Consider the following 22670-nt stretch of genomic DNA (forward strand, 5'->3'; position numbering starts at 1 on the left):
CGACCCACCAGCCCGGCCCCACCGACGACCCGCAGCAGCCCCTTCGAGCCGCAGCCCACCCGACCCGCAGGGCAGGAGACCAGCCGTATGGGAAACCGCAGCCAGCCGAGTGGCGAGCACGTCACCATCAGCTACGCCGGCTTCAACCGGCCGTGGGCGTCGTGGATCGCCCACCAGCTGAGGGCCCGTGGCCTGGAGGCGACCACGGTGCGCTGGGATCCGCGGGTGGACGTGCCGTTCGAGTCCGAGTTCGGCGGACTCCTCGCCGCCGAGGGACGCATCCTGCTGGTGCTGGACAACTGGTACTTCAAACTGGGGCCCATCCCGGAGGAGGACTGGCAGCGCGTCCTGTCGGACATGGTGCCGCCGCACGCCGACCGCTTCGCCGCCGTCACCGTGGCCACCCAGGAGGTGCCCGCCTCCGTCGACCTGCTCAGCCCCGTGGACCTGCACGACCTGGACGAACACGAGGCGGTACGACGGCTGCTGCGCAGGCTGTCCATCGACCCGGCGCGACCGGTGGTGCCGCTGCCCACGGACGCCCCGCGGTTCCCCAACGAGCCGCCGGAGGTCCTCGACATCCCCCGGCGCAACCGGCGCTTCACCGGCCGCGACGCCGAACTGGACCGCATCCACACCCTCCTGACCGGAGCGGGGAGCCAGGACCCGGTCACGACCCGGCTGGTCCTGTACGGCGGAACCGGCACGGGCAAGACGCAGATCGCCGCCGAGTACGCCCACCGCTTCGGCAACGACTACGACGTGGTGTGGTGGATCGACGCCACCCACCGGGCCAACGCCCGCGAGCGCCTCGCAGCGCTCGCCCCCCGCCTGGGCCTGCCCGTCGGCGAACGCATCGGGGAGCGGATCAGGGCCGTGCAGGAAGCCCTGCGCTCCGACGAGCGCAGCCGCCGCCGGCTGCTGGTCTTCGACGGAGCGGACGACGCCCTCCAACTGGCCGACCTGCTGCCGGAGGACGGTCACGGTCACGTGTTGCTCACCTCGACCACCCGCGACTGGTCCGCCGTCCCCGGCATCCGTGAGATCGGCATCCGCTCCTTCTCCCGGGTGGAGAGCGTCGCCTTCGTCCGGCGCCGCGCCCCCCGGGTCACCCCCGGCGAGGCGGACGCCCTGGCCTCCGCCGTCCAGGACCTCCCGCTGCTGCTCGCGCAGACCGCTGCCTGGCTGGACGCCAACGACCTGCCGGTGCGGGAGTACATTCAGCAACTGCAGGACACCCCCAAGTCCGCGCAGATACAGACCGAGGCCACCTACCCGAAGGGCTTTCACACCGCGTGGTCGATCACCCTCGGCACCCTGCGCGAGCGGCACCCCAAGGCCGCCATGCTGCTGAACCTGCTGGCGTTCTTCTCACCCAACGAGATCCCCGTCCGTCTGCTCACCGAGGTCCACTACAAGGACCTCCACGACGACCTGGACGAACTCGTCCGGGATCCGCGCGCCTGGCACCTGGCTCTGCGCCGGCTGTCGGAGTACACGGCCGTACGGCTCGACTACCAGCAGGAGCTGGCGGAGAACCCGGTGGTCGAGCAGGTCCTCATGCACCGGCTCTACCACCGGTTCCTGCGCGAGGAACTCCCGCCCGCCGAGAGGAGGCTGTACACCGAGATGGCCTGCCAGGTGCTGATCAGCGCCGATCCGCGGCGGCCCGCCGACACCCGGGACTGGAGCCGCTACGCCCGGCTCATCCCGCACCTGGAGTTCGCCGGGGCCTTCGACTCCAGCCGGCCCGCCGTGCAGGAGCTCGTGCTCAACTGTGTCGAGTACCTGCGGGTGCGCGGCGAGTACCGCAGCGGTCTGAAGCTCTGCGACGAGGTCCTCGCCCGCTGGCAGCGCAGCCTCGACCCCTCACACGGCGCCCTGCTGTCCCTGCACCACAAACGCGGCAACATCCTGCGCCAGGCCGGGCGCTACCACGAGGCCGAGCAGCTCGGCCGGACCGTGGTGCGCCGGCTCACCGCCGACAAGCCCGCCGACCACCCCGACCTGCTGCGCGCCAAGGACGGCCTGGGCAGCACGCTGCTCGCGCTCGGGCAGTTCACCCAGGCCCGCGAGCTGTTCACGGAGGCGGCGGCGCGCTTCGCCGAACAGTTCGGCACCGAGGCCCCGCAGACCCTGGCCGCCCGGCACAACCTGGGCCTGGCCCTGATGCTGCTCGGCCGCTACGCCGAGGCCCGGGAGATACACCGGGAGGTCCTGCAGATCCGCCAGCGCCGGCTGCGCTCCCGGCACTACCTCACCCTGCACTCCGGCGCCGTCTACGCCCGCCTCATCCGCCTCATGGGCGACTACCCGGAGGCCGCCTCACGCCTGGAGCAGATCGTCCGCACCCTGCGCCAGATCTCCGACGAACGCCACCCGCAGTCCATCAGCGCCGACCACCAGCTCGGCATGTGCCGCCGCCGCGCGGGGGACTACGACGAGGCCAGGGACCGGCTGTCCTCCGCAGCCTTCCGCGCCGCGCAGGTGCTCGGCCCGCAGCACCCCGAGACGCTCGTCGCGGAAGCCGACTACGCCACCTTCCTGCGCGAGCACGGCGAGCTGGGCACGGCCATGAAGTACGCGGAGTCCGTCGCCGAACGGTACGCGCGCCTGCTCGGCCGCGACCACCCGTACAGCATCGGCACCCGCGGCAACGTGGGCATGGCCCTCGGGCACGCGGGCGACCGCGACGCGTCCCTGCGGCACGCGGAGTCGGCGCACCGCGAGATGACCGCAGCGGTGGGCCCCGACCACCCCTGGGCCCTCGGCTGCGCCCTGAACCTGAGCGCCGCGCGCAGCCGCGCCAACGACGTCGAAGGCGCCCACGAGATCAGTCACGACACACTGGTGCGCGCCGGCCGGGCCCTCGGCGGCGCGCACCCGCTCACCCTGTCGGCGAAGATGGCCCTCGCCGACGACCTGCGGGCCCTTGGACGGGTGCGTCAGGCGGCGGGCTTCGAGGAGGACGCCGTGCGCAGGCTCGGCGACTCGCTCGGGCCGGAGCATCCGCACACCCGGGACGCGCAGCGCCGGGTACGGCCCTACTGGGACTTCGAACCCCAGCCCCTCTGACGAGCCGGAAGGAAAGCGGTCGTTCACCGCCGGGGCGCGCGCCGGCCCAAGGCGGCGGGCCCCGACCTAAGGTCACCGCCCGCCCGAAGGCCACCGGAACAGCAACACCTCGTCCGCTCCGAAGAATTGACGCACAATGGGATTCCGGTCTTCCTGAGCTTCGCGATTCCCCAGGAGCCTGCCCATGAGCGCAGGGCTGTCGTCGGCCTTTCCCTGCCCCGTCTCCCTCGTGTACGCCGGCGTGAGCAACGGCTGGGCCCGGTGGATCTCCTGGGCGCTCGCCCAGGAGGGCTGCACGGTCAACGAGGTGCGGTGGTCCCCGCTGAGCCGGCTGCCCGAAGTCGGGGAACTCCACGACTTCTTCAGCGGGCCGGGACGCGTCCTGCTGGTGCTGGACGACTGGTACCTGCGCTTCGACACGGGACGCAACCGCGAGTGGGCGCAGGTGCTCCACGCGGTCATGCCGCGGCTGCGCGACCGGGTCGGGGCGGTCACCGTGACCACCAGGGCGCTGCCCGACGAGGCGGTCAGCCTCGGCGCGGTGACCCTGCGCGGGGTGGGCCCGGAGGAGGCCCGGCGCCGGGTGCTCGGCATGGTCGGCCTGGTTCCGCGCCGCCCCTACGCCCGCCCGGACGAGGGCCCCCGCTACCCCGAGGACCCGCCGGACGTGACCAACGCCCCGCGCCGCAATCCCCGCTTCACCGGCCGCGAGGACCTCCTCGACGAGGTGCACGAAGTCCTGACCTCCGGCACCGGCCAGGGCCGCCGGGTGCTGCTGCACGGACCGCCCGGCGTCGGCAAGAGCCAGACCGCCACCGAGTACGCGCGGCGGTTCGCCGGCGAGTACGACCTCATCTGGTGGGTGCCCTCCGCGACGAAGGCCGCCGCACGCGAGGGCTTCGCGGCCCTGGCCCGGCTCGTCGGGCTCGGCGAGGGCGACCAGCTCACGGGCCAGATCGAAGCCCTCCAAAGGGCGTTCGCGCGGGACGAGGGACGCTGGCTGGTGATCTTCGACGGTGCCGAGGACGTCGACGAGATCGCCCCGCTGCTCCCCGAGGGACGCGGCCAGGTCGTCATCACCGCGCAGACCGACGCCTGGACACGGTACGGCGCCGTGGCACGGGAACTCCCGCCCTTCGCACGGGAGGAGAGCGTCGCCTTCGCCTGCCGACGCGCCCCGCAGATGAGCGAGCGGCAGGCCGAGGAACTCGCGGACGTCCTGCAGAACCTCCCGCTCGTCATCGACCAGAGCGCCGCCTGGATCGACGCCAACCCCGCCGCCGACATCACCCAGTACCTGAAGGCGCTGAAGAAGGGCGACCCGAACGGCACCGGCCCGGCACTCGACGTACCGCCCGCCCACCGGCTCGTGTGGGCGAGGACCCTGCGCACCCTGGAGGACCGCTCACCCGCGGTTCACGCCCTGCTGTTGCTGCTGACCTTCTTCTCGCCCGACATGCTCCCGGTACGGCTGCTGCGCTCCGCCCGCCCCAGCGGGCTGCCGCCCCACCTCGCCGGGCTCGTCGGCGAACCGGGCGCCTGGGACGCCGCCCTGCTCACCATCTCCGAGCTGACGTCCATGCGGGTGGAGTACGACACCGACTCCCGGCAGGACTTCGTCAGCATCGTCTCGCTGCGGATGCACCGCAGCTTCCGCCACTTCATCCGCGCCGGACTCACCCCGCGGACCGAGCGGCTCTACGCGGCCACGGCCGCCCGTGTCCTGGTCGACTCCGACCCCGGTGAACCCGGCAACCCCGCGCACTGGCAGCGCTACGCGGAACTCCTGCCCCACCTTGAACCCTCGGGCGCGGCGGAGTCCGACGACGGCGACGTACGCCGGCTCCTGCTGAACTGCATCGAGTACCTGCGGGTGCGCGGCGAGTACCAGGACGGCCTGCAGGCCGCGCGGCGCGTCCTGCGGTGCTGGCGGCGCACCTCCGGGGCGACCGAGCGCAGCGCCCTGGCCGCCGCCGACCAGGAGGCCCGCATGCTGCGCGGCCTCGGCCGGTACGAGGAGGCGGAGGAGGCCGGCCGCGCCATGCTCACCCTCCTCGCCTCCACCGGCCTCACCGGCACCGAACTGCTGCGCGCCAAGGACGGCCTCGGCGGCACCCTCATGGCCCGCGGCCGGTACGACGAGGCGCGCGCCCTCTACGAGGAGGCGGCGCGAGGAGCGGCGGAGAGGGGCGAGCGGTACGTGCCGCAGACCCTCCAGTTCCGCACCAACCTCGCCCTGGCGCTCGGCCTGCAGGGCCACTACGCGGAGTCCTGCGCCCTGCACCGCGAGGTCTACGACCGCAGGGTCGCGCTGCTCGGCTCCCGGGAGCGCCGCACCCTGCAGTCGGGCACCTACACCGCCCGGATGCTGCGCCTGCTGGGCAGGCTGCGCGAGGCCCGCAGCCTGCAGGAGTACAACGCGCACCTGCTGCGCCGCACCCTCGACGAGGACCACCGCCAGACCCTGCTCGCCGAGCACAACCTCGCCCTGTGCCTGCGCCGTGACGGCGAGCTGGAGACGGCACGGGCCCTGATGCGGGAGGGGCGCCGCCGGCTGATCCTGCTCTCCGGCGCCGACCATCCCGACGTGCTGCTGGTCTCCCTCGACTACGCGATGCTGCTGCGCGCGCTGGGCCGGCGCGACAAGGCCCGCGAACTGGTCGAGACGACGGCCGCCGCCTACGCGCACAAGCTGGGGGAGCTGCACCCGTACGCGATCGGCGCCCGCAACAACTGCGCGATCCTGCTCCTCGACGACGGGGAGGCCGACGCGGCTCTGGAGCTGGCCGCGCAGTCCATGCGGGAGCTGGAGGCGGCGGTGGGGCGCGGGCACGTGTGGGCGCTGGGCTGCGCGATGAACTGTGCCTCGGCGATGGCCGCCGCGGGGGATCCGCGGGCGGCGGCGGAGCTGGGCAGGGACGCGCTCGACCGGGCGGTCGCCGCCGTGGGCGCGGGGCATGTGCTGGCCGTCAACCTGGAGGCGGGGCTGGCGCAGGACCTGCGCCGGCTGGGGCGGACCGGGGAGGCGGACGAGCGGGAGCGCAGGGCGCTGGCGGCCCTGTCCCACAGCCACGGCCCGGACCACCCCCAGACCCACTACATGCGCTCAAGGGCGCGCCCGTACTGGGACTTCGAGCCCCAGCCGATCTGAGGCCCGGTCGGAGCGGCGACCCACATGGGGCCCGGCCGGCGCCGGGCCCCAGAGGGCACGAGCGCGCCCGTGGATCGGTGCCCGCCGAGGGCCCCGGGGCGGCTCGGTGGGACTCAGCCGAAGGAGATGTCGGTGCCCACCGGGCCGACGGTCTCCAGGTAGGCGACCAGCTGGCACTGCTGCACCGCGCAGTCGACGGACACGGTGGAGCCGGTGCTCCAGTCGGTGGCCGTGAACACCTTCTGCACGGTGTAGTTCGCGGTGAAGCCGCCGTCGGCGCCGACGGTGGCCGTCGCCAGGGTGTCGGTGCACTTGTTGCCGTCACCGCACTGCGACACGGCGATCTCGGCACCCGCGGGGTAGCCGCTGCCCGTCACGGTCACCGTCTGGCCGTTGGACAGACCCGTGCTCGGCGAAGCGGTCACCGCCGGAGCCGCGGAGGCCGGGGCCGCGGAGAACGCGAGGGCGGCCGCGGCAGCGGCGCCCAGCATGCCTGCCTTGGCCAGACGAGAGCGAATCTGCATAGATGTCCTCCCAATTGCTTCGGAAACATACGGAACGGCATGCCTGTTGATCATGCCTCTCCCACATTCGGCCGGTTCGCGTGAGGCTCACTCGAGAGCCAGTGGAGTCGCCGGTCGGATACCGGCCTCCGCTGGGCGAGCCGAAGTGCCCGCCGGACACCGGACCTTTGGGGCGAGCGGCCTGCGCCTCCGGCGACGACAGCCGACCCGCCCCTGGGCCTGACGCCGCCGGACGTGAACGTGCGCGGGCAGGGCAGCGAGAGGACCTCGCGGCCGACGAGGCGCCGAACTCACCGATCGGCAGATACGGCCCGATGAACTCCCCTGCGCGCTCCGTCAGTCGTACTCGCGTCGTGCAAGGAGACCTACCGTCCCAGGCATCGCCGCGAGGCCGAAGTCCGCAGCCGTCACCGTGCGTCTTCCGGTCGAGCCGCGTTCAGCCGAGACCACGATGGGCGGCCCACAACGCCCCGGCGCGGCTGGCAGCGTCGGCGATCAGGGCCGCCAGTTCGGGTTTGTCGGGGACGGGGAAGGAGACGTATGCGCCCCGGCCACCGCCGACCGGTCGGCCGTAGGCCTTGGCGGCGAGGCGACCGTCCGGGAGAAGCCGGACGTTGAGTGTGGTGAGTGTGAACGCTTCACCACGTCGGGTATCCGTCCAGCGAAGCGCCTGCGGGATCGTGACGTTGATCGCCAGAGCGCTCACTTCCACGTCGCTGCTCATGGAGGGATGATCTCACGCGAGTCGCCGGAGGCGACCGCCACCGCCAGCACGCTGATTGTCCCGTGTGACCACGAGCCCCGCGTCCCTCGCCCCCGCGGGACGCGCAGGATCCGACAGGCAGGCCGACGATGACGGACCCCCACGGCGGACGCTCCGCCGACGCAACGGTGGACGGACCGCACGCACCGGTGGACAGACCGCTCCAGGTGGAGACCCACGGGCTGGACGTGATCCGCGACGACGAACGCAGGGGCACGCCCCGCACGCTGTTCTGGCCCTGGTTCGGCGCCAACGTCTCCATCCTCGGGCTCGGCTACGGCGCGTTCGCGCTCGGCTTCGGCATCTCCTTCTGGCAGGCCCTGGTCGCCGGCGTGATCGGCATCGTCTTCTCGTTCCTGCTCTGCGGCTGCGTCGCCGTCGCCGGCAAGCGCGGCTCCGCACCGACGATGGTCCTGAGCCGCGCCGCCCACGGCGTCCGCGGCAACCGCCTGCCCTCGACGATCTCCTGGATGCTCACCGTGGGCTGGGAGACGGTCCTCGTCTCCCTCGCCGCCATGGCCACGGCGACCGTCTTCGACCGGCTCGCCTGGGGCGGTGACACCGGGACCAAGGTCGTCGCGCTGATCCTGGTGGGCACCCTGACCGTCGTCGTCGGAGTCATGGGCTTCGACCTGATCATGCGGCTGCAGGCCGTGATCACGGTGGTGACGGGCCTGCTCACGCTGGTCTACGTGGGGCTCGTCGCCGACCACGTCCACTGGAGCACCGTCAGCGCGATCCCCGCCGGCTCCACCCAGGAGTTCATCGGCGCGCTGGTGTTCATGATGACGGGCTTCGGCCTGGGCTGGGTCAACGCCGCCGCGGACTACTCCCGGTACCTGCCGCGCTCCTCCTCCGGCCGGGCCGTGGCCGGCTGGACCACCTTCGGCGCCTCCCTGGCACCGCTGCTCCTGCTGGTGTTCGGCCTGCTGCTCGCCGGGTCCTCCGAGGCGCTCTCCACGGCCGTCGCCGCCGACCCGATCGGCGCGCTGACGACGATCCTGCCCACCTGGTTCCTGGTGCCGTTCGCCGTGGTCGCCGTCCTCGGCCTGGTCGGGGGCGCCGTCCTCGACATCTACTCCTCCGGTCTCGCCCTCCTCTCGGCCGGCCTGCGCATTCCCCGCCCCTTGGCCGCGCTCCTCGACGGCATCCTGATGATCGCGGGCTCGATCTACATCGTCTTCTTCGCCGACGACTTCCTCGGCCCCTTCATGGGCTTCCTCACCACCCTCGGCGTCCCCATCGCCGCCTGGTGCGGCATCATGCTCGCCGACCTCGCCCTGCGCCGCCGCGCCTACGACGAGGCCGACCTCTTCCGGCCCGAAGGCCGCTACGGCGACGTACCGGCCCGGCCGCTGCTGCTCATCGTCGCCGCCACCGCACTGGGCTGGGGTCTGGTCACCAACTCCTCCGCCGGCTGGCTCGGGTGGCAGGGCTATCTGCTCGAACCCATCGGGCTGGGCGGCAGGTCGGGCGACTGGGCCTTCGCGAACCTGGGCGTCCTCGCGGCCCTCGCCCTCGGCTTCCTCGGCACCCTCGTCCTGGCGCGCGGCAGCGTCCGGGCGCAGGAAGCCCAGGCCGCCACCAGGGAGTCCGTATGACCGCGGGCCTGCTCACCGTCATCGACATGCAGCGCGTCTTCGCCGATCCCGCGAGTCCCTTCGCGGCCCCCGGTTCGCCGAGGGCGCCGCAGGCGTACGGAGCCTGCTGCCGGCCTTCGGCGACCGCGTCACCTTCACCCGCTTCGTGGCCCCGGAACGGCCCAGCGGCGCCCGGCGCGCGTACTACGAGCGGTGGCCCTTGGCCCGGCAGCCCCCGGAGGCGCCCCTGTGGCATCTCACCGAGGACTTCGCCCCCTCGGCACACGACGTGCTGGCCGCCCCCACCTTCGGCGAGTGGACCCCGCACCTCGCCGCACGCGTCGCACCGGAGGGACGGCTCGTCCTGGCCGGCGTCAGCACCGACTGCTGCGTGCTGTCCGCGGCGCCGGCCGCCGCCGACGCGGGCACCGAGGTGCTGGTGGTCGCCGACGCCTGCGCGGGCGCCGACGACGACTCCCACGCCAAGGCCCTGTACGTCATGGACCTGTACCGACCGCTGATCCGGGTCACGACGGTCGCGGACGTGCTCGCCGGGTGAGACGGCCGCAGCCGTCGATCCGGCACCGGGACGATTGAGCCCCCGCGGGCCCGGGTACGCGAGGCCGGACCGCGCCCGTCCGGGCGTCCCGTCCGGACGGACCGTCCGACCGCCGCTACCTGGGGAACTGCCATGGAGACACCAGCCCACGACACGAACGCCACCCCCGCCGCGCGGGCGCTGGACGCGCTGGCCCGGGACACCGGGGACACGGCGGCGCTGGACACGCTCGCGCACTGCGACGTGCTCGTGCCCGTGCCCGACGACGCCACCGACGAGGACGTCACCAACCCCAGCACGCTGGCGCTGCCCGTGCTGGAGCAGCCCGGCAGCGCGCCCGTGGTGCCGGTGTTCACCTCCGAGCCGGAGATGATCGACCTGCTGCCGGACGTCGCCCGCTACCGCCTGGTGCCCCTCGGCGCGCTCGCCGCGCAGTGGCCGGAGGCCGACCTGTCGCTTTCCATCGACGCGGCCGGCGCCCACCCGCTGACCCTCACCTCGGAAGGGGTGCGCACCCTGCTGGTCCGGTGAGCCGCAGCCCCGCGTTCCAGGTCACCAGGAGCCGCTCAGCATCCGCTCCAGCACCTCTCGCTGGAGCGGCCGCACCTCGGCGTGCAGTTCGCGGCCCTTGTCGGTGAGGGCCACCCAGACGCCGCGCCGGTCCTCCGCGCAGACGGAACGCTCCACCAGACCGTCCTTCTCCAGCCGGCCGATGAGGCGGGACAGCGCGCTCTGGCTCAGGTGGACCCGCTCCACGAGGTTCTGCACCCGGCACTGGTCACCCTGACGCGGCGCCTCGGAGGCGAGGATGTCGAGCACCTCGAAGTCGCTCGCGCCCAGGCCGTGCGGATGCAGCACCCGGTCGATCTCGCACATCGTGCGCGCGTGCACCGACAGGATGCCCCGCCACTGCTCCTCCAGGCCGGCCCCGGCCGTCTTCGCTGCCATACCCGCACGGTAACACCGACGGCGCCTTTTGTTTACCGTGCAACTAGTGCGGCTGCAAGCGCTGCAAGGAAGCCGTGCGGGACCGATTCGCGACCCGCACCGGTCCCGATCGGTCCGGCTCGGCCTTCACCGGTCCTCAGCGGTCGGTTCCGCGCCGGTCCCGAGCGGCCGGATTGCCTGAGTCGGTCCCGCTCGGCCCGCTCGCTCGGTCCGCGCGGCCCGACTCCTCAGGTCGACTCGCGTCTCACCAGTTCCGTCGGCAGGATCACCGCGGCCGGGTCTTCGCCGCCTATCTGCGCGAGCAGCACGCGGACCATCTCGTTGCTGATCCGGTCCCAGGGCTGGCGGATGGTGGTGAGGGCCGGGCTGGCGGCGGTGGCCGCGGGGGAGTCGTCGAAGCCGCCGACCGCGACGTCCTCGGGCACCCGGCGCCCCGCACGCCGGAGCGTCGCCAGTACGCCCTGTGCCATCAGGTCGGACGCGACGAACACCGCGTCCAGGTCGGGCGCCTGCGCCAGCAGCCGCTCGGCGCCCGCCTCGCCGCTGGCCCGGCTGTAGTCGCCGGAGACGACCAGTCGCTCGTCGTGGGCGACGCCCGCCTCCGCGAGCACCTCCTTGTAGCCGGCGAGGCGCTCCACACCTCCCGGGGTGTCCAGCGGGCCGGTGACCACGGCGATCCGGCGGCGGCCGAGCGCCAGCAGGTGGCGCACCATGTCCCGGGCCCCGTCGCGGTCGTCGGCGGCCACGTAGCTGACCTTCGAACCGATCCCGATCGGCTTGCCGCACGCGACCAGCGGCACGCCCGCCTCGCGCAGCTCCTGGGCGACCGGGTCCCCGGAGTGACTGGAGACCAGCAGCACCCCGTCGACGTGCCCGGCGGTGATGTACCGGGTGATGCGCCGCCGCTCGTCCTCGGTGCCGGCGAGCATCAGCAGCAGTGGGATGTCGTGCGCGGCCAGCGCCTGGGTGCAACCCCGCAGCAGGACGTTGAAGTTGGGGTCCTCGAAGAACCGCTCCTGCGGTTCCGTGAGCAGGAAGCCGACCGAGTCCGAACGTCCGGTGATCAGCGAGCGGGCGTGCCGGTTGACGACGTAACCCGTCTTGCGGATGGCGGCGTTGACCGCCTCCTGGGCGGACGGGCTGACGTAGTGGCCGCCGTTGAGGACGCGCGAGACGGTGCCTCGTGAGACCCCTGCCTCGCGCGCCACGTCGTGGATCGTCGGCGGTTTGCGCCGGCCCCCCGCACCATTGTTCATGGTCATGACTTTACGGCTCCGGACAGCAGATCCAGGCTCCAGAACCGCTGAATGATCAAGAACAGCGCCACCAGGGGGAGCACCGCGAGGAACGCGCCGGTGATCACCAGCGTGTACAGCGCGGGGGTGTTCGCCCCCTGTTCCAGCAGCGTGAACAGACCAAGGGTGATCGGGAACTTTTCGTCGTCGCTGAGCATGATGTACGGCAGCAGGAAGTTGTTCCACACGGCCACGAACTGGAACAGGAACACCGTCACCAGTCCGGGGACCATCATCGGCAGCGCGATCCGGGTGAAGATCCGCCACTCGCTCGCCCCGTCCATCCGGCCGGCCTCCACCACGTCACCGGGGACGGCCGCGGCCGCGTAGATCCGTGAGAGGTAGACGCCGTACGGGGAGAGGATCTGCGGCAGCAGCACGGACCAGTAGGAGTCCGTGAGGTCGGCCTTGGCCAGCAGCAGGTACTGCGGGACCGCCAGGATGATCGGCGGCATGAGCACGCCCGCGAGCAGGACGTTGAAGATCGTCTCGCGGCCGTGGAAGCGGTAGGTGGCGAGCGCGTAGCCGCTGAACGCGGACACGCACGTCGACAGCAGGGCGCCGAGACCGGCGTAGAGGGCGGAGTTGCCCATCCACGTCCAGTAGACGCCGTCGCGGTAGGCGTTGAGGTCCTGGAGGTTGTCGGCGAAGCCGGTGCCCGGCAGGAAGGTGAAGGTGGAGAACAGCTCACGCCCGGACTTGGTGGACGCGATCACCACCCATGCCACCGGCAGCAGGCAGTAGAGCGCGCCCAGCAGCAGGGTGACGGTCGGGACGAGCGCGATACGGCCGCGCAGCGGCGGACGGCTGCGGTCGGCCCCCGTGGCGCCGGCCGCCGAGGGGACCTTCTGGACGGCAAGAGAACTCATCGTGCGGCTCCTTGACTGACGTCCCGCTTGTTTCGACGGTTCGCGGCCCGCAGGAACCCGAAGGACAGCAGCAGCGTGGCGAGCGCGATGATCACGGCCTGGGCGGCCGCCGCGTAGACGTCACCGGTGCCGAACGCGTCCCGGTACACCTTCATCAGCGGACTCCAGGTCGTCGACACGGAGTTGGTGAGCGGCTTCAGGGTGGTCGGCTCGTTGAAGACCTGGAGCGTCGCGATGATCGAGAAGAAGAAGGTCAGCACCAGCGAGGGCGCCACCATCGGGATCTTGATCCGCAGGGCGATCTGCAGTGGGGTCGCGCCGTCCAGCTTCGCCGCCTCGTACACCTCGGCGGGGATGGCCTGCAGCGAGGTGTAGATGACGATCATGTTGAAGCCGGTGCCGCCCCAGATCGCGATGTTGGACAGGGCGAGGTACAGCGGACCGCCGTCCAGCAGGTCCGGCTGCGGCAGGCCCAGCCTGTCGAGCACGAAGTAGAAGGGGCTGACGTCCGGCAGGTACAGGAAGCCCCACAGCAGTGCCGCCACCACGCCGGGGATGGCGTACGGCAGGAAGATCGCGAGGCGAGTGAACGGCGCGAGCCGCACCTTCTCGGAGTCGAGCATCAGCGCGAACAGCAGCGCGAGGCCCAGCATCACCGGGACGACGATGCAGCCGTAGCCCAGCACGCGCAGCGCGCCGTGCAGCAGCTCGCTGTCGGTGAAGGCGGCGGTGTAGTTGTCCAGGCCGGCCCAGACCTCCTTGCGGGCGCCGGAACCGAGGCCGAGCCCGGAGACCTTCACCTTGTGGAGGCTGAGCCAGACCGCGTACCCGATGGGCAGGGCGAAGAACAGGGCGAAGAGGATCGTCGCGGGGAGGAGGAAGCCGTACGGGGCCCCCTTGACCCCGTACGACGTCCGGCGTGCTGCGCTTTTCACTGCGAGACCTCGAAGCCCTGCTTCTTCATGTCGGCGACCGTGTCCGCCTGCATCTTGTCCAGGGCGACGGTGAAGTCCGACTTGTTCTTCGCGGCGGCGCCGAAGGCGTCCTTGAAGGTGGTGTAGGCGACGTTCACGTTCGGGCCCCAGGCCGAGGGAGCGGTGGTCTTCGCGATGTCGGCGGCCTTGGTGTAGAAGTCCGGCTGGTTCGAGAAGAAGGCCGGCGGGGTGGTGAAGGCGCCGCTGAGCTGGGCGGAGGTGGAGGCCGGGTAGATGCCGCCCTCCTTGGCCAGCGCGTTGAGCGCGTCGCCGTCGGTGTTCAGCCAGGCGGCGAACTTCGCGGCGGCCTCCTTGTGCTGGGAGTCCGTGGTGACGGCGGTGGAGGAGCCGCCCCAGCTGCCGGTGACGTTCTCGCTCTGCGACCACTGGGGGAGCGGGGCCATGGCCCACTTGCCCTCGGTGTCGGGCGCGGCGGTGGTCAGGGTGCCCGGGGCCCACACGGCGGAGACCCAGGCGATCTGCTTGCCGGTGTTGAGCGCCTTGTTCCAGGCGGGCGTGTACATCGGCTGGTTGTCGATCGCGCCCTCCGCGACGAGGCCGCCCCAGAAGTCGGCGACCTTCTTGGTGGCCGCGTCGTTGATGCCGACCTTCCACTTGTCGCCGGAGGTCGTCCACCACTGGGCGCCGGCCTGCTGGGCGAGGCCCGCGAAGAGACCGGAGTCGTTGGCGGAGAAGGTGGTCAGGTCGATGTCCGGGGCCTTCTTCTTCAGCGCGCGGGCGGTCTCGGCGAACTGCTCCCAGGTCGTCGGGACCGTCAGGCCGTACTTCTCGAAGAGGTCCTCGCGGTAGTAGAACATCATCGGGCCGATGTCCTGCGGCACCGCGTACACGGCGTCCGTGCCCAGCGTCGTCTGCTGCCAGACGCCCTCGGCGAACTTGGCCTTCGCGTCGCCGACGTCCTTCGCTATGTCCGCCAGCGCGTCATTGCTGACCAGCGTCGGCAGCGCCTGGTACTCGGCCTGGACCAGGTCCGGGGCCTTGCCGGCCTTGTGCGCGGTGAGGATCTTGGTGACCAGCGTGTCACCGGACGCCTGCTTCTTCACCGTGACGGTGATCTGCTCCTTCTTCCCCGGCCCCTTGTTCCACAGGTCCACGACCTTGTCCATGCCGGGCGTCCAGGTCCAGTACGTGAGCGAGACCGGCCCCGACCGGGCCTCGCCGTCCTCGTCGGACGAGCCGCACGCGGCGAGGGCGGTGCTGCCGAGCGTGACGGCGACAGCGGTGGCTGTGACTTTGGAGAGCCGACGGCGCTTCGCGTTGGGCATGGATTTCTCCCCTGACCTGGGTCCCCGCCTGCTGCGAGAACCTGCCATGCTTCTGTGAGCGTTCACAGTAGAGAAACATCCCGGACACTTGTCAATGGTTGTTGCTGTGCGGTTATGTTGGGATCGCACCACCGGAGCTGTGTGTGCACGTTCCCAAATGATCGACCAAACGGAGAGATCCATGCCGGAGACCAACCCCAAGGGCCTCACCAGGCTCGCCTTCGGTGGGGACTACAACCCCGAGCAGTGGCCGGAAAGCGTCTGGCAGGAGGACGTCCGGCTGATGCGGGAGGCCGGCGTCACCATGGTGAGTGTCGGGATCTTCTCCTGGGCCCTCCTGGAGCCCGCCCCCGGGGTGTACGACTTCGGCTGGCTGGACCGGATCATCGACCTGCTGCACGAGAACGGCATCCGCGTCGACCTGGGCACGCCCACCGTGTGCCCGCCCGTCTGGTTCTACCGCAGGCACCCCGAGGCGCTCCCCGTCACCGCCGACGGCGTGCGCTACGAGTTCGGCTCCCGCGCCGCGATCTGCCACAGCAACGCCGACTACCGCGCGGCGGCGGCGAACATCACCACCCGGCTCGCCGAGCGCTACGGCACCCACCCGGCGCTCGCCCTGTGGCACGTGCACAACGAATACGGCGTCCCCGTCTCCGCCTGCTACTGCGACTCCTGCGCCGCCCACTTCCGCCGCTGGCTGGAGACCACGTACGGCACCGTCGACGCGGTGAACGAGGCCTGGGGCACCGCTTTCTGGGGCCAGCGCTACGGCAGCTTCGAGGACGTCAACCCGCCGCGCACCACCCCGACCGTCGGCAACCCGGCCCAGGCGCTGGACTACAAGCGGTTCGCCGACGCCACCATGCGCGAGAACTTCGTGACGGAGCGGGACATCCTGCACCGCCTCGCGCCCGGTGTCCCGGTGACCACCAACTTCATGACGGCCCTCAGCCAGTGCGACTCGGTCGACTACTGGGCCTGGGGCCGCGAGGTCGACATCGTCACCAACGACCACTACCTGATCACCGACGGCCGCCGCACCCACGTCAACCTCGCGATGGCCGCGGACCTCACCCGCTCCGTCGCCGGCGGCGCCCCCTGGCTCCTCCTGGAGCACTCCACCTCGGGCGTCAACTGGCAGCCCCGCAACCCGGCCAAGGCCCCCGGTCAGATGGCCCGCAACTCCCTCGGGCACGTCGCCCGCGGCTCCGAGGGCGCGATGTTCTTCCAGTGGCGGCAGTCCCGGCGCGGGGCCGAGAAGTTCCACTCGGCGATGGTCCCGCACGGCGGCACCGACACCCGCGTGTGGCGCGAGGTCGTCGAGCTCGGCGGCTCCCTCGACTCCCTCAGCCCCCTGCGCGGCACCCGCACCGAGGCCGACGTGGCCGTCCTGTGGGACTGGCACTCCTGGTGGGCCCAGAACCTCGCCTGGCGCCCCAGCGAGGACCACGACCCCCGTGAGCGGGCCGACGCCTTCTACGAGGCCCTCTACGACCGCCACCTCACCGTCGACTTCGCCCACCCCGAGGCCGACCTGTCGGCATACCCCCTGGTCGTGGTGCCCGCCCTCTACCTGATGACGGAGGCGGCCGGGAACAACCTCCGGGAGTACGTCGAGAACGGCGGCACCCTCGTCGTGTCGTTCTTCTCCGGCATCGTCGACGAGCACGACGCCGTCCACGAAGGCGCCTACCCGGGTGCGCTGCGCGACGTCCTCGGTCTGACCGTCGAGGAGTTCTCGCCGCTGCTGAAGGGCGAGTGCGTCCGGATCACCGGCCCGGACGGGTCCGAGCTGAGCGGCGACGTGTGGACGGAAGTCGTCGTGCCACGCGGCGCCGAGACCGTCTGGACGTACGCCGACGGCCTCACCGCAGGCCGTCCGGCGATCACCCGCCACCGCCTCGGCGCGGGCAGCGCCTGGTACGTCTCCACCCGCCTCGGCCACGAGGGCCTGGACGCCCTGCTGGGCCGGGCCGCCGAGGACGCCCGCATCGCCCCGCGCGCCGACCTGCCCCGGGACGTCGAGGTCGTACGCCGCACCGGCGAGACCGGCAGCTACCTCTTCGCGATCAACCACACCGGCGCCGACGCCAAGGTGCCCCTGGACACGCCCGGCACCGAGCTGCTGACGGGCGAACCCGCCGCCGGCCGCCTCGCGGTCCCGGCGGGAGCCGTCCGGGTCGTCCGACTCGACGGCTGAGCCGACTCCCCCTCCGCCCGTGGAGCCGCGAGCCGCGGGCGGAGGGGGCCCCTCGCCTCACGAGGGACCCCCCAACGGGACCCCTCACCCGTGAGGGCATCCCCACCCATCACGTCGAAGGGACGACGGACGACGATGTTCCATCCCAGACGCACGCTCCGAGCCCTGCTGCTCCCGCTCGCCGCGGGGCTCGCCCTCACCGCCCTGCCGGCGCAGACCGCCCGGGCGGCCTCCACGCTGACCAACGGCGGCTTCGAGTCCGACGGCACCGGCACCGCCACGCCGGCCGGCTGGTCCACGTACTCGGCGGCGGGCCAGAACTCCGCCTCCTTCACCGAGGCGGGCGGCCACGGCGGCGGTTACCGCCTCAGCCACTGGTCGTCCTCCGCCTACAAGGTCGAGACCTACCAGTACCTCTCCGGGCTCACCAACGGGACCTACAAGCTCACCGCCTGGGTGCGCTCCGGCGGCGGCCAGAACTCCGCGTACATAGCGCTCAAGAACTGCGGCAGCGCCGAGCAGCGCACCGACCTACCGGTCTCCTCGAGCGGCTGGATCCGGATCGTCACCTCGGTCGCGGTGACGAACAACCAGTGCACCATCAGCATCAACTCCGACGCGAATGCCGGGAACTGGATCAACGTCGACGACCTGACCTTCACCTCGGGCTCGACGGGCCTGTCCATCAAGGGGTCCGACGTCTCCTCCCTCATCAAGAGCGAGGCCAAGGGCGGCGTCTACAAGAACAGCTCCGGCACCACGCAGGACGCGCTCGCCGTCCTCAAGAACGCCGGGCAGAACTACGCACGGCTGAAGGTCTGGGTGAACCCCGCCGACGGCTACAACAACAAGACGCGCGTGCTGGCGGCGGCCAAGCGCGTCAAGGCGCAGGGCATGAAGCTGCTCGTCGACTTCCACTACTCGGACACATGGGCCGACCCGGGTGCGCAGTCCGTGCCGTCCGCCTGGAGCGGACACTCCTACAGCCAGCTGAGGACGGACGTCTACAACCACACGTACGACGTCCTCAACGCCCTCAAGGCGCAGGGCACCACCGCCGACATGGTGCAGGTCGGAAACGAGATCAACGGCGGCATGCTGTGGCCGGCGGGCTCCACCTCGAACTGGTCCCAGCTCGCCGGACTGCTCAACTCCGGCTACGACGCGGTCAAGGCGGTCAGCTCCGGTACGACCGTGGCGCTGCACCTCGCCAAGGGCGGTGACCTCTCCGGCACGCGCTGGTGGTTCGACAACGCCGTCTCCAACGGCGTGAAGTTCGACGTGATCGGCCTGTCGTACTACGGCTACTGGCACGGCACGCTCGCCGAGTTCCAGACCACCCTCGACGACGCGGCCTCCCGCTACTCCAGGCCGGTCTTCGTCGCCGAGACGGCGTACCCCTTCCGGCTGGACAGCGAGGACCCGCACGAGAACATCATCGACCTCCCGAGCGAGCTGGTCTCCGGCTACCCGGCCACGGTCGTCGGCCAGACCCGGTGGATGAAGGACGTGGCGAGCATCGTCGAGGCCGTCCCGAACGGCCGTGGACTCGGCGTCTTCTACTGGGAGTCCACCTGGACCGCCGTCACCGGCAACGGCTGGGACCCGACCGACGCCTCCTCCGGCAACGGCTGGGAGAACCAGGCCCTGTTCGGCTACGACGACCGGGCGTTGTCCTCGATGGCCTGGTTCAGCCACCGCTGACCCCGTGACCGCATGACCGAGGGGCCCGGCCGCCACCGCGTGGCCGGGCCCTTCACCGTGTTCGGCGGTCCGGGGCAACTCCGTTTCTGCGCAAGGGTGTTCGATCGCGCCAAAGGGCGCCGGACTCCGGGACACGGTGGCCTCTCCTGCGGAAGAGTGGGAAGACGCGGGACGAGGGAGCCCCGGCGAACGGGACGGAGGGACGACGATGCTCAGGACTCCTGTGGGTGAACGGCGACTGGACATCCTGGAGTGGCTGAAGGAGCCCGCCCGGCACTTCCCTCCGCAACGCCATGCCGACCTCGTCGAGGACGGCGTCACCGCGGACGCCGTCGCGGCGAAGCTGGGCGTGCGCCGCGGGGTGGCGGACACCCACCTCGCCCTGCTCACCGACCTGGGCCTGCTGAGCGCCAAGCGGATCCGCCGCCGCACCTACTACCGGCGCGACGAGATGCGCATCGCCGAGGTGGCCAGGATGTTCGAGAAGGGGTGGTAGCGCGGGGACCAGGGGCAGTGAGGCAAGGAGCGCGGGCACCGGTCCGTCTCCCGGCAACGGCACGTCACGAGAGGAAGAGCACCGCGTATGGACCGTCCCCAGGCTCTCGTCCCCGTACGGTACGTCGCCCTCGGCGGCCAGGGTCCCGAAGACGTCGTGGCCGACGCACGGGGCCGCGTCCTCACCGGACTCGCCGACGGGCGGATCCTGCGCATCGACGGCCTGGACGACCCGGCAGGCGCCCGTGCCGAGCGGATCGCCGCCATCGGCGGACGACCGCTCGGACTCGAACCGCTGCCCGACGGCGACCTGTTGGTGTGCGACGCCGACGGAGCCCTGCTGCGGATCGACCCGGACAGCGGCCGGACGCGTGTGCTGGCCGACGCGGTGGCGGGGGAGCGGCTGCGGTTCTGCAGCAACGTGGTCGCCCTGGCCGACGGGACCGTCTATTTCACCGTCTCCAGCCGGGTCCACCCCCTGCGGGACTGGATCGGCGACCTCGTCGAGCACTCCGGCACCGGACGTCTGCTGCGCCTCGCGCCCGGCGACCGGGACCCCGAGGTGGTGCTGGAAGGGCTGCAGTTCGCCAACGGTCTCGCCCCGAGCGCCGACGGCTCCTTCCTGATCATCGCCGAGACCGGCGCCCGCCGCCTCACCCGCTGCCGGCTGACCGGGGAAAGGGCAGGACAGGCCGAACCCTTCGTCGAGCACCTGCCGGGCTACCCGGACAACCTGTGGCGCGGCGCCCCCGACGGCCCGGTCTGGGTGGCACTCGCGGGTCCTCGCGTCCCCCCGCTCGACCTCCTCCACCGCGCCGGCCCCGCCGTCCGCCGCCGCGCCGCCCGCCTCGCCGTGCACGCCCCCTTCCAGCCCTCCGGCACGACCGGCGTCCTCGCGGTCGACGACGAGGGCCGGGTCCTGCACCACCTCGCCCGCCGCCGCTCCGGCTTCCGCATGGTCACCAGCGTCTGCGAGGCCGGCGGCCGGCTGGTCCTGGGCAGCCTGTGGGAGCGGGGCGTCGCCGTCTGCGAGGCACCCGCGTCCCCCTGATCCGGCGTTACGCTGGTCTGCGGCGTGATCCACCCCGCGGGCCGGGCCGAGGGGCGCCGGGCAGGAGAGACGTACGACATGAAAGCCCCGGAGCCCGAGAGTCTCCGTACCAGCACACCGCGGCGGCCCGCCGGGGCGGGCCGGCTCCCGGTGGTCGCCGTCGTCGCGGTCGGGGGCGGCCTCGGGGCCGTCACCCGCTACGCCGCCTCGCTCTGGTGGCCCGCGCGGACCGGCGGATTCCCCTGGACCACGTTCTGGGTCAACGTCGTCGGCTGCGCGGTCATCGGGCTGTTCCTGGTCCTGATCACCGAGGCGCTCACCCCCCACCGCCTCGTCCGCCCCTTCTTCGGCGCGGGCGTCCTCGGCGGCTTCACCACCTTCTCGACGTACGCCGTCGACCTGCAGCAACTGTTCGACGCGGGCCGGCCGGGCACGGCCCTGGCCTACCTGGCCGCGACCCCGCTCGCGGCGCTCACGGCGGTGTGGCTCGCGGCCACCGCGACGCGCCGCGTCCTGCTCCGGAGGCGGCCATGACGAGGCTCACCGGGCGCGCCCGGCGTCTGACGGCACTGGTCGGCGAGGACGACACCTGGCACGGCAGGCCCCTGTACACGGAGATCGTGCACCGCGCCCATGAGGCGGGCCTCGCGGGCGCGAGCGTGTTCCGCGGCGTCGAGGGCTTCGGCGCCTCCTCGCTGATCCACACCACCCGGCTGCTCTCCCTCAGCGAGGACCTCCCGGTCGCCGTCGTGATCGTCGACACGGAGGAGCGCGTACGCGCCTTCCTGCCGCATCTCGACGAACTCGTCACCGAAGGGCTCGTGATCCTCGACGAGTGCGAGGTCATCAGGTACGTCGGCCGGGACGCGAACCCGGGCGAACCGGACGTGGAGGGTAAGAGGTCGTCGTGAACTGGCTCATGGTCGTCGCCGGGGGAATGATCGGCGCCCCGCTCCGCTATCTGACCGACCGCGCGGTCCAGTCGCGGCACGACTCGGTCTTCCCCTGGGGCACCTTCGTGGTCAACGTCGTCGGCTGCCTCGTCCTCGGCGTGCTGACCGGCGCCGCCACCGTCGACCCCGACCTGCGGTTGTTCCTGGGTACCGGCCTGTGCGGGGCGCTGACGACGTACTCCACTTTCTCCTACGAGACCCTGCGGCTGGCCGAGACGGGCGCGGGGCTGTACGCCGTGGCGAACGTCGTGGGAAGCGTGGCGGCGGGGCTCGGGGCGGCCTTCGCCGGGGTCGCCCTCGGACAGGCCGTGTGGCCGTAGGTCGACCGGATCCGAACCCGCGCCTGGTAGGACTGGGCACCGCACCGTCGACCCACCCGCAGAACGGGATCCCATGAGCGCCATCTCCGTCGGCCAGGCCGTCGTCCTCGGAGCCGTCGAGGGAGTGACCGAGTTCCTCCCCGTCTCCTCCACCGGCCATCTGAAGATCACCGAGGGCCTGATGGGCATCCCGGTCGACGACGACGCGGTCGTGGGGTTCTCGGCCGTCATCCAGGTCGGGGCGATCGCCGCCGTGCTGGTGTACTTCCGCAAGGACATCGCGCGGATCCTCTCCGCCTGGTTCCGCGGCCTCCGGAGGAAGGAGGAGCGCCACCGGCACGACTACCGGTTCGCCTGGTGGGTGATCTGCGCGACGATCCCGATCGTCGCCGTCGGCCTGGCCGCCAAGCCGCTCATCGAGGGACCGCTGGCCTCCCTCTGGGTGGTCGCGGGCTCGCTGATCGCCGGCAGCGGCGTGATGTGGGCGGCCGACCGGACGGGGCGCCACAAGAGGGGTGAGGACGACACCTCGTTCAAGGACGCGATGCTGGTCGGCAGTTCCCAGATCCTCGCACTGCTCTTCCCCGGCTTCTCCCGCTCCGGCGCCACCATGTCCACGGCCCTCATGCTCGACCTGGACCGTGTGGCCGCCACCCGCCTCTCCTTCTTCCTCGGCATCCCGGCCCTGACCGGCGCCGGCCTGTACGAGCTGAAGGACGCCCTCGGCACGGGTGCGGGAGCGGCGCCCCTGGCCGTGGGCACGGCCGTGTCCTTCGTGGTCGCCTACGCCTCCATCGCCTGGCTGCTGAGGTTCGTCGCCAAGCACTCCTTCACCGCCTTCGTGATCTACCGGATCGTCGTCGGCGTGCTGCTGTTCGGGCTGCTCGGCACGGGAGTGCTCCACGGCTGACCCACCACTC

General features: G+C 71.8%; 19 protein-coding genes and 1 pseudogene. 13 read left to right on the top strand and 7 right to left on the bottom strand.

The features are described from left to right. The first annotated feature begins 87 nt into the window (after nt 1-87). Nucleotides 88-3075 (top strand): FxSxx-COOH system tetratricopeptide repeat protein, encoded by a 2988-nt coding sequence (gene fxsT, locus ACIHAR_RS00060; protein WP_400015461.1) that lies wholly within the window; start codon nt 88-90, stop codon nt 3073-3075. A 184-nt stretch (nt 3076-3259) separates the two neighbouring features. Beyond that, nucleotides 3260-6226 (top strand): FxSxx-COOH system tetratricopeptide repeat protein, encoded by a 2967-nt coding sequence (fxsT, locus tag ACIHAR_RS00065; protein WP_400015463.1) that lies wholly within the window; start codon nt 3260-3262, stop codon nt 6224-6226. Between the two features lie 113 nt (nt 6227-6339). Here the strand turns inward: fxsT (ACIHAR_RS00065) and ACIHAR_RS00070 are convergent, their stop codons facing one another. Then, complete coding sequence (locus ACIHAR_RS00070; protein ID WP_365456817.1) at nt 6340-6750, bottom strand: enediyne antibiotic chromoprotein; 411 nt, start codon at nt 6748-6750, stop codon at nt 6340-6342. Nucleotides 6751-7186: 436 nt separating this feature from the next. Continuing rightward, the gene (locus tag ACIHAR_RS00075) at nt 7187-7474 is read right to left on the bottom strand and encodes a hypothetical protein (RefSeq protein ID WP_400015465.1); all 288 of its coding nucleotides are present in this window, start codon (nt 7472-7474) and stop codon (nt 7187-7189) included. 128 nt (nt 7475-7602) lie between these two features. On the opposite strand from ACIHAR_RS00075, the gene ACIHAR_RS00080 reads away from it, so the two are divergent. The 3 genes and pseudogenes from ACIHAR_RS00080 (at nt 7603) to ACIHAR_RS00090 (ending at nt 10183) form a co-directional block, all read left to right on the top strand. After that, a complete protein-coding gene (locus ACIHAR_RS00080; RefSeq protein WP_365456811.1) occupies nt 7603-9114 on the top strand; it encodes a cytosine permease in 1512 nt (503 codons plus the stop codon). After that, a pseudogene (locus ACIHAR_RS00085) lies at nt 9111-9652 on the top strand (cysteine hydrolase family protein). The gene ACIHAR_RS00080 and the pseudogene ACIHAR_RS00085 overlap by 4 nt, the downstream one beginning before the upstream one ends. 132 nt (nt 9653-9784) lie before the next feature. Then, a complete protein-coding gene (locus tag ACIHAR_RS00090) occupies nt 9785-10183 on the top strand; it encodes an SseB family protein (RefSeq protein WP_365456808.1) in 399 nt (132 codons plus the stop codon). Nucleotides 10184-10204: 21 nt separating this feature from the next. On the opposite strand, the gene ACIHAR_RS00095 is transcribed toward ACIHAR_RS00090, so the two are convergent. From ACIHAR_RS00095 to ACIHAR_RS00115, 5 genes are all read right to left on the bottom strand, one after another. Then, nucleotides 10205-10600, bottom strand: a complete 396-nt coding sequence (locus ACIHAR_RS00095) for a MarR family winged helix-turn-helix transcriptional regulator (protein ID WP_400015468.1) — start codon at nt 10598-10600, stop codon at nt 10205-10207. 227 nt (nt 10601-10827) lie between these two features. After that, nucleotides 10828-11862 (bottom strand): LacI family DNA-binding transcriptional regulator, encoded by a 1035-nt coding sequence (locus ACIHAR_RS00100; protein WP_365456802.1) that lies wholly within the window; start codon nt 11860-11862, stop codon nt 10828-10830. Further along, nucleotides 11859-12764, bottom strand: coding sequence for a carbohydrate ABC transporter permease (locus tag ACIHAR_RS00105; protein WP_365456799.1), 906 nt, complete (start codon nt 12762-12764; stop codon nt 11859-11861). Before ACIHAR_RS00105 ends, ACIHAR_RS00100 begins: the two co-directional genes overlap by 4 nt. Then, nucleotides 12761-13699, bottom strand: coding sequence for a sugar ABC transporter permease (locus tag ACIHAR_RS00110; protein WP_365456797.1), 939 nt, complete (start codon nt 13697-13699; stop codon nt 12761-12763). Before ACIHAR_RS00110 ends, ACIHAR_RS00105 begins: the two co-directional genes overlap by 4 nt. Beyond that, complete coding sequence (locus ACIHAR_RS00115; protein ID WP_365456794.1) at nt 13696-15024, bottom strand: extracellular solute-binding protein; 1329 nt, start codon at nt 15022-15024, stop codon at nt 13696-13698. The genes ACIHAR_RS00110 and ACIHAR_RS00115 overlap by 4 nt, the downstream gene beginning before the upstream one ends. A gap of 181 nt (nt 15025-15205) precedes the next feature. Between ACIHAR_RS00115 and ACIHAR_RS00120 the strand changes: the two genes are divergently transcribed. The 8 genes from ACIHAR_RS00120 (at nt 15206) to ACIHAR_RS00155 (ending at nt 22660) form a co-directional block, all read left to right on the top strand. Continuing rightward, on the top strand, nt 15206-17227 hold the full coding sequence (locus ACIHAR_RS00120) for a beta-galactosidase (protein ID WP_365456791.1): 2022 nt from the start codon (nt 15206-15208) through the stop codon (nt 17225-17227). A gap of 135 nt (nt 17228-17362) precedes the next feature. Beyond that, nucleotides 17363-18931: an arabinogalactan endo-beta-1,4-galactanase gene (locus ACIHAR_RS00125; RefSeq protein WP_400015472.1), complete on the top strand. Its 1569-nt coding sequence runs from the start codon at nt 17363-17365 to the stop codon at nt 18929-18931. A gap of 208 nt (nt 18932-19139) precedes the next feature. Further along, a complete protein-coding gene (locus tag ACIHAR_RS00130) occupies nt 19140-19427 on the top strand; it encodes an ArsR family transcriptional regulator (RefSeq protein WP_384654937.1) in 288 nt (95 codons plus the stop codon). Nucleotides 19428-19514: 87 nt separating this feature from the next. Beyond that, a complete protein-coding gene (locus ACIHAR_RS00135; RefSeq protein ID WP_365456783.1) occupies nt 19515-20477 on the top strand; it encodes an SMP-30/gluconolactonase/LRE family protein in 963 nt (320 codons plus the stop codon). A 78-nt stretch (nt 20478-20555) separates the two neighbouring features. After that, complete coding sequence (gene crcB, locus ACIHAR_RS00140) at nt 20556-21011, top strand: fluoride efflux transporter CrcB (RefSeq protein ID WP_365456780.1); 456 nt, start codon at nt 20556-20558, stop codon at nt 21009-21011. After that, nucleotides 21008-21388: a DUF190 domain-containing protein gene (locus ACIHAR_RS00145; RefSeq protein WP_400015475.1), complete on the top strand. Its 381-nt coding sequence runs from the start codon at nt 21008-21010 to the stop codon at nt 21386-21388. Before crcB (ACIHAR_RS00140) ends, ACIHAR_RS00145 begins: the two co-directional genes overlap by 4 nt. Continuing rightward, nucleotides 21385-21750: a fluoride efflux transporter CrcB gene (crcB, locus tag ACIHAR_RS00150; RefSeq protein ID WP_388749273.1), complete on the top strand. Its 366-nt coding sequence runs from the start codon at nt 21385-21387 to the stop codon at nt 21748-21750. Before ACIHAR_RS00145 ends, crcB (ACIHAR_RS00150) begins: the two co-directional genes overlap by 4 nt. Nucleotides 21751-21823: 73 nt before the next feature. Then, nucleotides 21824-22660 (top strand): undecaprenyl-diphosphate phosphatase, encoded by an 837-nt coding sequence (locus ACIHAR_RS00155; protein ID WP_400015477.1) that lies wholly within the window; start codon nt 21824-21826, stop codon nt 22658-22660. The last annotated feature ends 10 nt before the right edge of the window (nt 22661-22670 follow it).

The organism is Streptomyces sp. NPDC052016, assembly GCF_044548445.1.
Taxonomy (GTDB): domain Bacteria; phylum Actinomycetota; class Actinomycetes; order Streptomycetales; family Streptomycetaceae; genus Streptomyces.

Bases quoted from the DNA above. Each gene is read 5' to 3' on its own strand.
- fxsT (WP_400015461.1), top strand. From the start codon at position 88: ATGGGAAACCGCAGCCAGCCGAGTGGCGAGCACGTCACCATCAGCTAC.
- fxsT (WP_400015463.1), top strand. From the start codon at position 3,260: ATGAGCGCAGGGCTGTCGTCGGCCTTTCCCTGCCCCGTCTCCCTCGTG.
- ACIHAR_RS00070 (WP_365456817.1), bottom strand. From the start codon at position 6,750: ATGCAGATTCGCTCTCGTCTGGCCAAGGCAGGCATGCTGGGCGCCGCT.
- ACIHAR_RS00075 (WP_400015465.1), bottom strand. From the start codon at position 7,474: ATGAGCAGCGACGTGGAAGTGAGCGCTCTGGCGATCAACGTCACGATC.
- ACIHAR_RS00080 (WP_365456811.1), top strand. From the start codon at position 7,603: ATGACGGACCCCCACGGCGGACGCTCCGCCGACGCAACGGTGGACGGA.
- ACIHAR_RS00090 (WP_365456808.1), top strand. From the start codon at position 9,785: ATGGAGACACCAGCCCACGACACGAACGCCACCCCCGCCGCGCGGGCG.
- ACIHAR_RS00095 (WP_400015468.1), bottom strand. From the start codon at position 10,600: ATGGCAGCGAAGACGGCCGGGGCCGGCCTGGAGGAGCAGTGGCGGGGC.
- ACIHAR_RS00100 (WP_365456802.1), bottom strand. From the start codon at position 11,862: ATGACCATGAACAATGGTGCGGGGGGCCGGCGCAAACCGCCGACGATC.
- ACIHAR_RS00105 (WP_365456799.1), bottom strand. From the start codon at position 12,764: ATGAGTTCTCTTGCCGTCCAGAAGGTCCCCTCGGCGGCCGGCGCCACG.
- ACIHAR_RS00115 (WP_365456794.1), bottom strand. From the start codon at position 15,024: ATGCCCAACGCGAAGCGCCGTCGGCTCTCCAAAGTCACAGCCACCGCT.
- ACIHAR_RS00120 (WP_365456791.1), top strand. From the start codon at position 15,206: ATGCCGGAGACCAACCCCAAGGGCCTCACCAGGCTCGCCTTCGGTGGG.
- ACIHAR_RS00125 (WP_400015472.1), top strand. From the start codon at position 17,363: ATGTTCCATCCCAGACGCACGCTCCGAGCCCTGCTGCTCCCGCTCGCC.
- ACIHAR_RS00130 (WP_384654937.1), top strand. From the start codon at position 19,140: ATGCTCAGGACTCCTGTGGGTGAACGGCGACTGGACATCCTGGAGTGG.
- ACIHAR_RS00135 (WP_365456783.1), top strand. From the start codon at position 19,515: ATGGACCGTCCCCAGGCTCTCGTCCCCGTACGGTACGTCGCCCTCGGC.
- crcB (WP_365456780.1), top strand. From the start codon at position 20,556: ATGAAAGCCCCGGAGCCCGAGAGTCTCCGTACCAGCACACCGCGGCGG.
- ACIHAR_RS00145 (WP_400015475.1), top strand. From the start codon at position 21,008: ATGACGAGGCTCACCGGGCGCGCCCGGCGTCTGACGGCACTGGTCGGC.
- ACIHAR_RS00155 (WP_400015477.1), top strand. From the start codon at position 21,824: ATGAGCGCCATCTCCGTCGGCCAGGCCGTCGTCCTCGGAGCCGTCGAG.